At 41.4% G+C, this 14003-nt stretch carries 7 protein-coding genes; 4 read left to right on the top strand and 3 right to left on the bottom strand.

What is annotated here, in order from left to right; all coding sequences use genetic code 11:
- Nucleotides 1-78: 78 nt before the first annotated feature.
- The 3 genes from ACE1EF_RS18550 to ACE1EF_RS18540 form a co-directional block, all read right to left on the bottom strand.
- Complete coding sequence (locus ACE1EF_RS18550; protein WP_375722198.1) at nucleotides 79-549, bottom strand: heme-binding domain-containing protein; 471 nt, start codon at nucleotides 547-549, stop codon at nucleotides 79-81.
- Nucleotides 550-746: 197 nt separating this feature from the next.
- Entirely contained in the window at nucleotides 747-3800 is a 3054-nt protein-coding gene (locus tag ACE1EF_RS18545) for a LamG-like jellyroll fold domain-containing protein (protein ID WP_375722197.1), read from the bottom strand.
- A 198-nt stretch (nucleotides 3801-3998) separates the two neighbouring features.
- Nucleotides 3999-4391 carry a heme-binding domain-containing protein gene (locus tag ACE1EF_RS18540; RefSeq protein ID WP_375722196.1) on the bottom strand — a complete coding sequence of 131 codons (393 nt, stop codon included), beginning with the start codon at nucleotides 4389-4391 and terminating at the stop codon, nucleotides 3999-4001.
- 330 nt (nucleotides 4392-4721) lie between these two features.
- Here ACE1EF_RS18540 and ACE1EF_RS18535 point away from each other — a divergent pair, with 330 nt between their 5' ends.
- The 4 genes from ACE1EF_RS18535 (at nucleotide 4722) to ACE1EF_RS18520 (ending at nucleotide 13826) form a co-directional block, all read left to right on the top strand.
- Entirely contained in the window at nucleotides 4722-6620 is a 1899-nt protein-coding gene (locus ACE1EF_RS18535; protein WP_375722195.1) for a fasciclin domain-containing protein, read from the top strand.
- 187 nt (nucleotides 6621-6807) lie between these two features.
- Nucleotides 6808-9639 (top strand): NPCBM/NEW2 domain-containing protein, encoded by a 2832-nt coding sequence (locus ACE1EF_RS18530; protein ID WP_375722194.1) that lies wholly within the window; start codon nucleotides 6808-6810, stop codon nucleotides 9637-9639.
- Between the two features lie 27 nt (nucleotides 9640-9666).
- Nucleotides 9667-12090 (top strand): glycoside hydrolase family 2 TIM barrel-domain containing protein, encoded by a 2424-nt coding sequence (locus ACE1EF_RS18525; RefSeq protein ID WP_375722193.1) that lies wholly within the window; start codon nucleotides 9667-9669, stop codon nucleotides 12088-12090.
- A gap of 218 nt (nucleotides 12091-12308) precedes the next feature.
- The gene (locus tag ACE1EF_RS18520; RefSeq protein ID WP_375722192.1) at nucleotides 12309-13826 is read left to right on the top strand and encodes a DUF4301 family protein; all 1518 of its coding nucleotides are present in this window, start codon (nucleotides 12309-12311) and stop codon (nucleotides 13824-13826) included.
- The last annotated feature ends 177 nt before the right edge of the window (nucleotides 13827-14003 follow it).

The following is a 14003-nucleotide window of genomic DNA, read 5'->3' as shown; positions in this document are numbered from 1 at the left end:
CACTAAGGCACTGCTTTGAACCGGGGAACGCGAAGACCGGTAACTGATATTTAACTTCAATACAGAGATTTTCAGATATTATTTTTTCATTTCTTTCAGCAGATCGTTCGCATAGGCTTCGCTCCATGCAACAATAGTGTTTCGTTGTTCCTGTGTAAGCCTGGCTTTACGGTGTAAAAATGAATACGAACTTAAAGGCATTGATTTATTCTTAACCTCATCAGAGATATCGCTCAGGTTGCTGATAAGGTCCAGTGTATCGGTATTGCCCCAGTCTGAAAAGTTCAGATGATGTTTCCCTTCTTTTATATGATCACTAACCAACCATGAAGCGGGTGCAATCTTATCAAACCACAAATAGGTGGTGTTGTTGGAATGGCAATCGAAGCATGAAGATTGCAGCATGGTTTTAATATCAGACGGAATTCCATCCTGATTTATAAAATGATCACTGGTGATTTCTCCGGTATTTTTTTCAGGCTGGAAAAACTGGATGATGATTAAGACAACTAAAATCAGCACTGAAATAATGAGGATCGTACGTTTCATAACAAATGATTTAGTTTAAATCAGTCAGACTGATATTAAAAGGATTTTTTCAAGCATAATCAAATTACCAAAATGCAATCCTGGCATAAGATGCATAAAGTTATGTGTTTTCTTTTGAATAACAAATAGGTAGTCCATTGCCTATAAAAAAGGCTGCCGGTTAACCGGCAGCCTTTCATCAGTTATGCTGTTTTTTATTACTTCACAAGTACCTTTTTAACCTGGGAATTTACTTTAACAATGTAAATTCCAGGATTAACAGGAATACTTTCTGCATTTCTTACCGTCATCAGATGTCCAACAAGGTTGTACACCTGAACAGATTCATCACCTTTTAAATCCAGGATCCTGATTAAACCCGGTGTTGAGGTGTCAACACGTAGATCTGTTTTAGTGCTGACCTGTTTTACAGGGACAGATAACATGTAAGCAAGTGCAATTCCATCCTGATTGTCAACGTTTACCAATTCTGCCATTGTAGCGATATCCTGTGCCGTCATGGTTTTATTATATAACTGGAAGTCATACATCATGGCCTTAGACAGATATACATCACCCTCAAAATTGGAACGTCCCAGGAAGTTATAATCTGTACCTAACATTCCTTCTTTAGGTATCGTTGTGTTAGGCAGTTTTTTCATTGTACTGGTATCAATCGCAATACCGTCGACATAAATCATACCTAAAGTATCATCCTGAACATAGGCATAGTGATGCCATTCACCCTGAGTTGGTGTGTCACCTCCTGTTGTTCCAATCTGGCCATCGTCCCAACGTTTGGGTGAGATAGCATAAGTTGTATAGGATGCCCTTCCGAACAGATAACCATTTCTGTATAAGGCAGATGAATCACTGTTTGAGAAGGTATACAGGAAGTTTCCATTGCTGGTAAAGTCGGTTTTTGCAGCATCAACCATAAAGTAAGTACTTATGGTGAAATGATTTTTTAAGGCATATATCACTTTACCAACTTCATCTCCCATATCGAAATAAGATGAATCACCGGCCAGGTTCAATACGCCAAAGTTTGTATCTGTGCCTTTCAGTATTCTGTTACCGGCACCATTCATAAAGGTACCCTGGAAATGTTGTTCTGAAAGATCTGTAACGGTTGATCCGTCAATATTTGCATCATCAAAGTTAAAATGAATTAAAAGATCTGATGTATACTTTGTAGCTTCATTTGCCAGTATAGTTGCCGTAAATGTAGTGTCTACCCTGTAACCATCCTTCATAAAGGTAGCTGTTAAGCGAACGTCAGTATCCAGATAATCAGGTCTGGTAACAGCACCTTCAGGGCTTATTAAGCCGGGAGCACTTGTCCATTTTATCGTTATGGTATTATCAATACTTCCCTGTGCTGGTAAGTTAAGATCTGAAGTTACAGCACTTAAGTCCCCTATCGAGACCGCCTCTTTTTCTGTTGTCAGTTCTTCCGGAAATCCTGCATTGTTATTTTCATCCCAGGCATTATTCAGATCATCAATCACGGTTAATACATCCAATCCGATTCCAAACGGATTACTGAGTTTAATTTCATCCTGTGAAAGAGGTATAGAGTATAACCTGAAATCATACATTGCGGTGTTTTGCAAATAGGCATCTGAAGGGTAGGGCGAACGTCCCAGCCAGTTAAATGGTGTACCGTTTATCGCCACACCGTCTGCACTGTCTCTGGCAATTACAGAATAAGGGAAGTAAGTGATCGAAACATCCGACAGCACATCTCCATCAAGGTACAGCGTTCCGTTTCCACCTTCCTGAACATAGGCGATATGATGCCATGCTCCCTGAGGTACTATGCCTTTTCCACCGGTACTCTGCTGCGTGGTGTAATCCGATTTCATGATGGCGAACTCCATGTTTCTGCCCATCCAGTACATGGCACCTCCGCCGTTATAAATATCTTCAGTATTACAGAACGACCAGAAGAAGTTTCCATTATTTCCGATGCCTGTATAATCTTCACTAACCCTGAAGAATAAGCTGATGGTGTATTCGCCCAATTGATGAATGTGTTCTCCCAGGGCAGTGCTCATATCAAAATATCCGGTTCCTTCCCCCATATCGAGTACATCGTATTGTGTTGTCTCTCCAATCGTACGGATCCAGGCTTCATTTTCCAGTGTTCCAACAAAGTCGTTTCCAGATATGTCGTCAATGCTTACACCATCATCTCCAAGATTTTCACGGCTGAAATCCCACTCGGCAACCAGGTCTTCACCCGGATCGGTAGCGCCCAGATAAGCGGTGAATTTTTTCTCCATCTGATAGGTTAAGCCATCTACATCCCTTTCCAGCGATGCAGTAAGGATTACCGGAATTGGATACATCTCAGGATAACGGAGTACATGACCGGTAGTATCAATGTAGGATGTATCTGAACTGGTCCAGGAAACGGTTACATCGGTACCCATCATTTCAGGGAGGGTCAGATCTGAACTTACATTAGAGAGATCGCCCAGGTCTAAAGCAGATTGTTGTGTGACCAATTCAGGATCGCTTCCCAAAGCCAGAACTTCATCTTCCGTAAGTGCACGGTCGTAGATGCGAAAATCAGAAAGCATACCCTGCAGGTAGGGATCCCCGCTCCAGTGGGACCTGGCAATCCAAAGTTCGGTTGGAGTCTGATTCATTGTAGCCGGTGTTGTGGCCATATTATTATTGGTATTTCCAATTTGTCCGTTCAGATACAGTTTACCAACATTTCCGTCAATGGTAACTGTCAGATGGTACCACTGAAAGGTATTCATTACTTCTGTTCTTCCAACAGCAGGCCATCCGTCATCACCACTGTGTACGGTAAACCTTGGTCCTCCGCTGGAGGCATGGTCCCGGGGAGATAAGAATATAATATGATCGGTTGTATTGGCAAAATCAATTACATGTTCGTTTAATCGATCCACTTCTGTGTAAATCCAGAAAGAGATACTGAATCCACCGGCACCCAGAAACTGATTTGCAAATTCAGGAATAATGCTTACATACCCTGACGTTCCGTCCAGCATTAAGGCATTTCTGCCATCTTCAGCTACACCAACTGATGCAGTCTCCATTAATGTTCCGTCGTTTCCATTGCCGGAGACATCGGGTACAACGCCATCCGGAGCGGATTCAAATGTGTAATGTAATATCAAACCATCTTCCAGATCAATATTTTGAGCTTTAAGATTGAATTGTACGGTTAACATTGCCAGTAAAAAGAATAAACCAGCAAACTTTTTCATTTGTAATTGTAAAGTTCTTAGCATAGTAATTGTTTTTAAGTTGTGACAAATTGTTTTTTACTATAAAGGAATTAATATGTATCATACAAAGATAGCCATATCAGATTCCAACAGTAGAAAGGAATTGATATAATTATGGTAATTTCTCGTCAATATGCCCTAAAAAAGCATTTTTTAGAAACCTGAAAATGGTGCCGCGAATTGGGCTTATTCAATAAGGTTTTAATTGCTTAATACTGCTTTAGCTTCTTTTTGAGCCCATTCTTTAAGTTGTAGCTCTTCTTTTTCTGTTAAACCCTTTTCAGGATGCATTTTCAGGAACTTCTCAGGAGGCATTTTATTTTCATCAAGCACCTCAACAATTTCACGTAATGTCTTGATCTTTTTCACATCTGAAAGTTCATTAAAGGTTGTGAAATTCAATTTGTTTTTGGCTTTTTCACTTTTAGAATCTGAGTTGTGACATCCCATGCATGATTTGTCAACTATGGCTTTGATATTATCCGGCATGTCCGGTTTTTTATCTTCATTTTCCGGGGTGTTTAATCCCATGAACATGAATGCTGCTACCGTGAGCAGGAGTGCCGGAACTGAAAAGTTTCTGATGTTTCTCATAACAGATTGTATTAAGATGTTTTATAAAAGGTTTAATTGTTGTTATACGCAGTAAGTAACTGAGGGACGACACCGGCTATAGAAAATTTATTATTTCTCTAACCATTCCTTAGGGGGAAACAAGGTTTAGATTTAATAACAAACAATCATGGAATTAGGTTTTACGATTTAAAGAATAAAAATTGGCAGCCGGGCAAAAGTTATTAGGATTTTAATGAATTAATGGTCACTAATGACATTAATTTGAACATTTATTTCAGGTTTTATGATGAGTGGAATATATATTTGGGGGCTATAAATAATTGAGTTGGATATAATTTTGAGTTGGATATGAGAAAGAAATCTTATCAGTTGGTGACACGAGGATTATTTGTTTTAATAAGTACATTTTGTGTGCTTTTGTATTCGTGTGACAGCGATAAAATAGGCAAGGAGAGTTATTACACATTTACAGGTGATCTGGTGGGAGGGTACCTGGAATCTCATCAGGAGGAGTATTCCGAATTTGTTAAGCTTCTGGATACAACAGGGGTAATAGGGCTCCTGAATGCATATGGTGAATATACCTGTTTTGCACCTGATAATGAGGCTATGTTGAATTTTTATGCTTCCAAGGGAAGATATTCCATGGCTGATTTCACCATGGATACCCTGAAAAAAATAGTGTATGATCATATCATTGAAGGATTTTCACTTGGCACCAATGATTTTATTGAAGGCAGGCTAAGTCAAAAAACAATGAGTGACCGGTTTGTTGCCGTATCTTATCAAAGCTTTACAGATGGAGATCTGACCATACGCATTAATAAAACCTCACCGATATTAAAGCCAAATATTGAGGTTCACAATGGTATGATTCACAAAATAGGTGAAGTGCTCCATCCGAGTGAAAAGACGATAGTAGAGGCACTTTCTGAAGATGAATCATTTACATTGTTTTTTAACGCATTACTGGAAACCGGATTAGACAAGGAGCTGTCTCTGATTGAAGATAAATCATATGATCCTTCACGGTATTCAACGAATGCGGACTTTACAGATGTTGGGTCCATTATCAAAATTCCGCAATCCAGAAAGTTTGGTTATACAGCACTCATCGAAAGTGATTCAACATATGCCCTCAACGGCATTGAGTCTCTGGATGATTTAAAATCCTTCGCTGCTCAGATTTATGACCAGGTCTATCCTGAAGATGCAGGAATTTCAGACGTTAAAGACCGCAGAAACAGCTTAAACAGATTTATTGCCTATCACCTGATAAACAAGCAGATTAACTACTCCAAATTTATCATTGATCTGGATAATACCGGACATTCTATTAAAACGTATGATATGTTTGAATACATTGAAACAATGTGCCCGAATACGTTGATGGAGGTAAGAACAAATCGTGCAACAAGTGAGTATAACCTGTTCAATATGACCGGATCCGCCGCTGATGCCATCAGAATCGTTCAGACGAATTATGACAACGATGCACTGAACGGGGTATATCATGAGATAGACAAAATTCTGGCCTACGATTTTGCGTTTGCAGGCCATATTTCAGGTAAACGTTTGCGAATGGATGCGGCAAGCTTTTTTCCTGAACTCACCAATAATAACCTACGCGGAAATCTAAACAAAGAAGGTTATCCTTCAGTATTATGGATTATTCCACAGGGGTATATTGACAGAGTTACTACTTCGGAGGGGACAGAATTTGCATATTATGATTTTGACCAGCGTTTTCTTGACTTTCAGGGTGATGAAGTTTATTTAAAAGGTCTGTATGACTTTTCAATAACAACACCGGCTATTCCTGCAGGAACCTATGAGGTTCGTTTTGGTTGGAAGGTAGAAACAAAAAGAGGTGCAGCACAACTTTACTGGGATGGATTACCATGTGGGATCCCCCTGGATCTGACCATATTTGCAAGCAATCCTAACATCGGTTATGTAAGGCCGGGTGAAGATCCTTCGGACCCCAATGGTTATGAAAATGATAAAATGATGCGCAACAGGGGTTATATGAAAGGGCCCGCAAGTTTTCAACCGGCATTAAATACATGGTTTGCCGGGAATGCCAGAATTAATGAGGGTTATCTGCGAAGAATTCTGGGTATTTATACTTTTGACGAAGCCGGAACACATACCTTTAGTGTAAAAGCTGCACGAACCGGTGAGTTTATGTTCGACTTTTTGGAATTTGTGCCGGTAGAAGTACTTGAAAGAGAAGGGATAGACTAAAAACCGGGCATTTAATGCTGTGGATTATTGACGGTATTTTGATTATAGTTTGACCGGAAAGTAACATATCGTTTATAATCTTCTCGCTATCTTTGTATGTATTGAATTACACAACATTTAATATGAGTACCAGCGTTATCCGATATTGTGAAACGCTGTAATATGGAAAACCTTAAGATTGTTAAGCATGAAAACATTTAAATTTATTCTTTTTGCTTTAATTGTTCTGAGTTCAGCTAAAGCACAAACGGGTAACGAACTTCCGTTTCAGAACTGGGCATTAACTCCTCCTATGGGATGGAATAGCTGGGATTGTTTCGGTCCGTCAGTAGTTGAATCAGAGGTAAAGGCAAATGCTGATTATATGGCTGAGCACCTGAAAGACTATGGGTGGGAATATATTGTAGTGGATATCAGATGGTATGTGGATAATCAGACCAGTGGTCACTATAACAGCTTTGATAATTCTACCTTTATTTATGATGAGTATGGTCGGTATATGCCTTCCCCAACACGATTTCCTTCAGCAGCTAATGGTGCCGGGTTTAAACCACTTGCAGATTATATACATGCCAAAGGATTAAAATTCGGAATACATATAATGCGCGGTGTACCGATTAAGGCGGTTACGAATGCACTACCTATAAAAGGTTATGAAACCAAAACTGCAGCGGATATTTACAACACGCAAACACTTTGCACATGGTTACACGACAACTATACGGTTGATGCAAATAAGGAAGGTGGGCAGGAATACTATAATTCCATTTTTGAATTGTATGCCTCATGGGGAGTGGATTTTGTAAAAGTTGATGATTTATCACGACCATATCATGCAGATGAAATTGAGATGATCCGTAAGGCAATTGATAACAGCGGACGGCCTATCGTACTGAGTATGTCACCGGGTGCTACTCCTCTGGATGAACATGAACATGCCAAAAACAATGCCAATATGTGGCGAACAGTTGATGATTTCTGGGATAACTGGAGTCAGCTGAATTATTCGTTTACAAAGTGTGCAGAATGGGCCCCTTATATCTCACCGGGCGGATGGCCTGATGCTGATATGCTTCCTTTAGGAAAGTTTATTCGTGGTGAACGTGCAACCAACCGGTATACCAATTTTACTGAACCGGAACAATACACGCTGATGACTTTATGGAGTATTTTCCGTTCGCCACTGATGTTCGGTGGTAATCTGCCCGATAATCAAAGTTTTACAGATTCGCTTATTACCAATGAGGAAGTGCTTGGAATGCATAAATTGTCGGTGAATAACAAAGAGTGGTACAAAGAAAATGAAGTGGTGAGCTGGACTGCTGATGATCCGGTTTCAGGGGATAAGTTTGTAGCCTTATTTAATAGTGGTGGTGATGGCTTTGTCAGCACAAAAGATTTGCTTTACCGTAGCGGAACGGTATCCACCTTAACAGATGGTTATGGTGTGAATATAGATATCGCGATTCCCGCTGGTAGTAAAGAATTATACCTTGTTGTTACAGATGCGGGAGATGGTTACGACTGCGATCATGCAGACTGGATCAATCCGTATATTTATTTTGATAACGGTGATTCAGCTTTGCTTTCCGATATGAACTGGGAGTATGCATCTGCAGGCTGGAATTCGGTTCAGAAGAATAAAAGTATTTCAGGGGGTGCATTAAATGTGAAAGGAACGACGTATGCAAAAGGTTTGGGTACGCATCCGCAGTCCATCGTACTGTACAGCATTCCTGAAAACACAGTGGGCTTTAAAGCTTTCGCCGGACTTGATATTGGCGGTACAAACCAGGCCTGTGGTTCAACAGTCGAATTTATGATTGCCAACCAGGATCCTACGGTTCGTGAGGTTAATGTGCATACGGCACTGGCTAACAGCGGAAGAATCAGCAGGACAATAGGTCGTGAGGGAGATACGCTGAGGGCAGATATTACAGGTGCGGAAAAACTCTATCTGGTGGTGACGGATGCCGGCGATAACTTCAACTATGATCATGGCGACTGGATTAATCCGGCCATTTATATGGAGAACGGAGATTCATTATTGCTGACCTCTTTAAACTGGGTAAGTGCAACAAGTGGTTGGGCAAGTGTCAGGAAAAACCTGAGCCTTGACGGTAATACCCTTAAGGTGAATGGAAAAAATTACACTAATGGGTTTGGAGTCAATTCATATTCAATCATAGAATTTAATCTCCCGTCCGGATACACAACGTTTAAAACATTCTGTGGCTTTGATGATGAGGTCCTGAATGCTCCAGATGGTGTAACAATGGAATTTTTGGTTTATACGCAGGATCCCTCTGTTAAAGACAGCCTGAGTGTTGCGTTGAATCTGGTTGATCTGGGTTTTAAAGGATCATGCAGTATCAGGGATATGTGGGCTAAGGAAGATTTGGGAACTTTCACAGGTTCTGAGTTTGCTCCTTCCATTGCCACTCATGGCGCAGGTTTATACCGCGTTTCTGCACTGAACCGGTCTTCAGCTGTTGAAGCAGACCTGTCAGCCTCTGCAGCTGAAATGATTGAAGGTGAGACATTAACATTGTCTGTGGATGTAAGTAAGGCGACAGAAACTGAAGAAGAGTTATCAGGTTGGGTTCAGCTTTATCAAAACGATTCACTTATTGCAAACATAGAGCTTAGCACGACGCAGCTGGTAGAGTACAGTACTGAAACCTTAACTCCTGGTATTTACAGCTTTAAAGCTTCCTATGGCGGTAATGTTTTCTTTAATCCTGTATTTTCAAATCTGGTCACTGTTGAGGTTAAAAATGATGATACCGCAGTAAATGGTGCACTGGTAAATTTAAAAATATGGATCACTTCAAATGGAGGGAAAAACTATTTGAATGGCTTAAAATCAGGTGATAAAGTAGTTGTTTACAATATAAATGGTCAGAAATTAGACGCCTTTACAGCAATCTCTGATATTGAAAAAATTAAAGCAGAGGGAACGGTGCTGATAGAAGTTGTATCAGGGGATGGCGTAAAACGGCTGAAGGCTGTGTTATAACAACAGAATGAATTTAATAGTGCAATCATGAAAAGATCACTGTTTTTAATTGCTTTAGTATTCGTGTTTCTTACCGGTTGTAAAACCGCCGCATCCGATTCTGCTGACCCTGCGCGAAAACAGCTGTTTGATTTTGACTGGAAATTTGCCCAGGGTGATCATCCTGGTGCTGAAGCGCTTGGGTTTGATGATTCAGGATGGCGAAAGCTTGACCTTCCACATGACTGGAGCATTGAGGGAAAGTCTGAAAAAAGCAATCCCTCAGAAGGAGAGGGCGGTTTTTATCCAATGGGAACAGGCTGGTACAGAAAAACCTTTGAAATGCCTGATGCCTGGACAAATAAACTGGTCTCAGCATATTTTGGTGGGGTATACATGGATGCCGAGGTCTTTATAAACGGACATTCGCTTGGCATTCAGCCGTACGGATACACTTCATTTGTGCGTGAGCTGACACCATACCTGAATGCTGACGGCAAAAATGTAATTGCAGTTAAAGTGGATAATTCCAGGCAAAAGAATTGTCGCTGGTACAGTGGTTCTGGTATTTACCGGCATGTATGGATGATTGTTACTGATTCAGTTCATATTGGACAATGGGGCGTCGCTATAACAACACCTGAGGTGAGTGAAACGGAATCCGTGGTTAAGGTTGTTTCACAGCTGATAAATACGGGTTCAGATAACCAGGAACTGATACTGGAAACCGGAATCTTCGATAAAAACAATGCAGCGTCGGGATCGAACAGGATAACCGTTGTATTGCCGGCAAATGGGGAAAAGGAGATAGAACAGCTCATTAAAGTTAAAAATCCACTCCTCTGGTCGACTGAAGAACCCAACCTTTATACTGCCCGTGTACAGGTAAAAAAAGGCGATCAGATTGTTGATCAGGTGGTTCAGCGTTTCGGAATACGTTCGGTTAGTTTTAGTGCCGGTAAAGGGTTTTTACTAAACGGTAAACCGGTTTTATTGAATGGTGGTTGTGTGCATCATGATAATGGTTGTCTGGGCGCAAAAGCTTATGACAGGGCGGAAGAACGCAAGGTGGAGTTACTGAAAGCTGCAGGATTTAATGCAGTCAGAACATCTCATAATCCACCTTCAGAAGCCTTTCTGGATGCCTGTGATCGTTTGGGTCTGCTCGTTATTGATGAAGCTTTCGATGGCTGGAGGACAGCAAAGGCCCCTCAGGCTCCGTATGATTATTCACTTTATTTTGATCAGTGGTGGGAACACGATCTGTCATCGATGGTTTTGCGTGACCGCAATCACCCGTCCATCATTATGTGGAGCATCGGGAATGAAATTATTGAACGTACAAGTCCTGAAGCCGTTGAAACAGCCAAAATGCTTGCGGGTAAAGTACGGGAGATTGATCCGACACGTCCGGTAACTTCTGCTATGACGACCTGGGGTCAGGGCTGGGAGATTTTTGATCCCTTGATGGCAGCACATGATGTATGTGGTTACAACTATCAGCTTAACATGGCCGTGTCAGATCATGAACGTGTGCCGGACAGGATCATCGTAAATACAGAGTCCTATCCTCGGAATGCATTTCACGTCTGGAACCTGGTGAGCCACCATAATTACATTATTGGCGATTTTGTGTGGACCGCTATGGATTATCTGGGAGAGTCGGGTATCGGCCGTTATTATTACCCGGGGGAACCACATGGAGAACACTGGCAGGCTAATCTCTATCCCTGGCATGGAGCCTATTGCGGAGATATTGATCTGACGGGATGGCGTAAACCAATATCGCACTACAGAAGCATGCTGTATAATGACACTGAAAAGTTATATATGGCAGTCAGGGAACCGAATCCTGAAAACGGAGAGATCAGGTTAACCATGTGGGCCGTGTGGCCAACGTGGGAAAGCTGGACCTGGCCGGGACATGAAGGAAAAGATATGGAGGTGGAGGTATATTCCAGATATCCTGCAGTTCGGCTGTATTTGAACGGGGCGCTGATAGGGGAAAAGAAAACCGGCTTGGAACAGGAATTTAAAGCTTTGTTTACCTTACCGTATAAGGCCGGATCTTTAAAAGCGGTTGGAGTTGAAGATGATAAAGAAACCGAAACCACAGAACTGAACACGGTGGGCAAAGCGTCTCTTATTCAACTTACCCCGGACAGAAATTCAGTCAAAGCAGATGGGCAGGACTTATCATACGTTACAGTTGAAATAACGGATGATAAAGGGTCTGTTGATCCAAACGCCGGCAACCTGCTGAATTTCAGCATTGATGGTCCTGGTGAAATCATTGGCGTGGATAATGCCGATTTAAAGGACACAACTTCCTATGTGGGTACTATCCGTAACGCATGGCACGGTCGTGCTATGGTGGTGGTTAAAAGCAAAAGGGAACCGGGAACCATTAAACTGACGGCAACAGCGAAGGGGCTTGGAAGTGGTGAAGCAAAAATTGTTACATCGCGTTAATCCGGGAAGATGTCTACGGACAGAGCTGTCGGTTCATTATATACAGACCGGTACTCCTGACTCTTATGCCCTGGTAACGTTATAAACTCTGCCATTGTTTGGGAGATAAAATGTTGTCCTGTTTTTATCAGAAATCTGAATAATATATCTTTGTATGCACTGTTATTTCTGACATATCTCAGAATAAGCTCGCTTAATGTTCTTAATTTTTACGCAATATGGAATTTACCAGACAGGATTTGGCTCAGATTAAGGCCCTGGGCAAGACACCGGATGAAGTACAGTCACAACTGGACCGTTTTGTGAATGGTTTTCCTGATATTGAATTATGCAATACGGTATCTGAAGGGAATGGGTTATACAAATTAACGCATGTCGAGTTACAACAGTATATTTCAGTTTATGAACAGGATAGCGGGGAAAAACAACTTGTGAAATTCGTGCCGGCCTCTGGCGCTGCAAGCCGCATGTTCAAAAGCCTTTACAATTATCTTGAAGGTTTTTCAGATGATAAAGATAAGGATGTACAGGCTTTCTTTAATGGGATCGGACATTTTGCTTTTTCTGAAGAATTGACAGATCTTTTAGGAGGTGATGCCGCTGTCCTTATCAAAAACAGGGACAAAAAAGTTGTGGAATTTTTATTATCAGATAAAGGTTTAAGCTACGGAAACCTTCCCAAGGCTTTGCTGACATTTCATAAATACGAGGATGGAAGAACGACCAAAGCCATTGATGAACATCTGGTGGAAGGGTCTCTGTATTGTGCAGGATCGGATAATAAAGTGCACATCCATTTCACTGTTTCACAGGAACACAAAAAACTCATTGAATCTCATCTGTCCAAATCGGTACCAGAACTGGAAAAAAGATTGAATAAACGGTATGATCTTTCATTCTCTGTTCAGGATAAGGTGACGGATACCATTGCCGTTGATTTGGATAATCATCCGGTCAGACTGGACAATGGTGAATTGTTGTTCCGTCCGGGAGGGCATGGTGCCTTACTGAAAAATCTGGATGCCATAAACGCTGATGTTATCTTTATAAAAAATATAGATAATGTTGCTGCACAATGGTTGATCGGGGATACCATTGACTATAAAAAAGCACTTGGTGGCGTTCTGCTTGAAACCCAGGAGAAAATATTTGAATATTGCAGGATCCTGAAAAACTCTGATACCGTCAGTGAAATTCTGGAAGAGGACATCATACAGTTCATGGACGAAAGACTGGGGTTTAGAATTCCCGCTTCATTCCGGGATATGACCAGGAGGGCCAAAGCAAATTTTCTGCTGTCTAAACTCAATCGTCCGTTAAGAATCTGCGGCGTAATACAAAGCAGTAATACCGGTGGCGGACCGTTTCGGGTTAAGCATCCTGACGGATCAGAAAGTTTGCAACTGGTGGAAACTGCGCAGGTAAATCTTAAGAATCCTGATCAGGAAACCTTGCTTAAATCTTCGCAATATGCCAATATTACAGACCTGGTTTGCGGCGTTAAAGATTTTGAAGGCAACAAATTTGATCTGCTTAAATTCAGTGATCCTGATACCGGTTTTATTGCAGAAAAATCATTGGGAAGCAAGGCAATTAAAGCGATGGAACTGCCGGGCTTATGGAACGGTGCAATGAGTGACTGGAATACTGTCTTCGTAGAAGTTCCTGCAACAACATTTAATCCGGTTAAAACCGTTCTGGATCTCCTCCGAAAGGAACACCAGGGAGTTCAATAATCAATACAATATCACATGCATACAATGACTCAATGTTCATCGCATGAATAATTATTACCAGTCAGCCCTACAGGCTGATCCTGTACGCCAGCCAACACCTGCCACTTCGGACCGGGTTAAGGTTGCTCAGTCCTTCAGACTGTTATATTAACAGAAAACTGGAATTATGCAGGATGC

Origin of the sequence: Quyinboa sediminis, assembly GCF_042219855.1 — a bacterium.
Classification (GTDB): Bacteria; Bacteroidota; Bacteroidia; order Bacteroidales; family UBA5342; genus JBHJHP01.
Note: the sequence above shows the minus strand (reverse complement) of the source record. Positions and strands in the feature narration are given on the sequence as shown.

What these genes read in the sequence shown, in the direction of transcription:
- ACE1EF_RS18525 (WP_375722193.1), top strand. Translation starts at nt 9,667, where the DNA reads ATGAAAAGATCACTGTTTTTAATTGCTTTAGTATTCGTGTTTCTTACC.
- ACE1EF_RS18545 (WP_375722197.1), bottom strand. Translation starts at nt 3,800, where the DNA reads ATGCTAAGAACTTTACAATTACAAATGAAAAAGTTTGCTGGTTTATTC.
- ACE1EF_RS18540 (WP_375722196.1), bottom strand. Translation starts at nt 4,391, where the DNA reads ATGAGAAACATCAGAAACTTTTCAGTTCCGGCACTCCTGCTCACGGTA.
- ACE1EF_RS18530 (WP_375722194.1), top strand. Translation starts at nt 6,808, where the DNA reads ATGAAAACATTTAAATTTATTCTTTTTGCTTTAATTGTTCTGAGTTCA.
- ACE1EF_RS18520 (WP_375722192.1), top strand. Translation starts at nt 12,309, where the DNA reads ATGGAATTTACCAGACAGGATTTGGCTCAGATTAAGGCCCTGGGCAAG.
- ACE1EF_RS18535 (WP_375722195.1), top strand. Translation starts at nt 4,722, where the DNA reads ATGAGAAAGAAATCTTATCAGTTGGTGACACGAGGATTATTTGTTTTA.
- ACE1EF_RS18550 (WP_375722198.1), bottom strand. Translation starts at nt 549, where the DNA reads ATGAAACGTACGATCCTCATTATTTCAGTGCTGATTTTAGTTGTCTTA.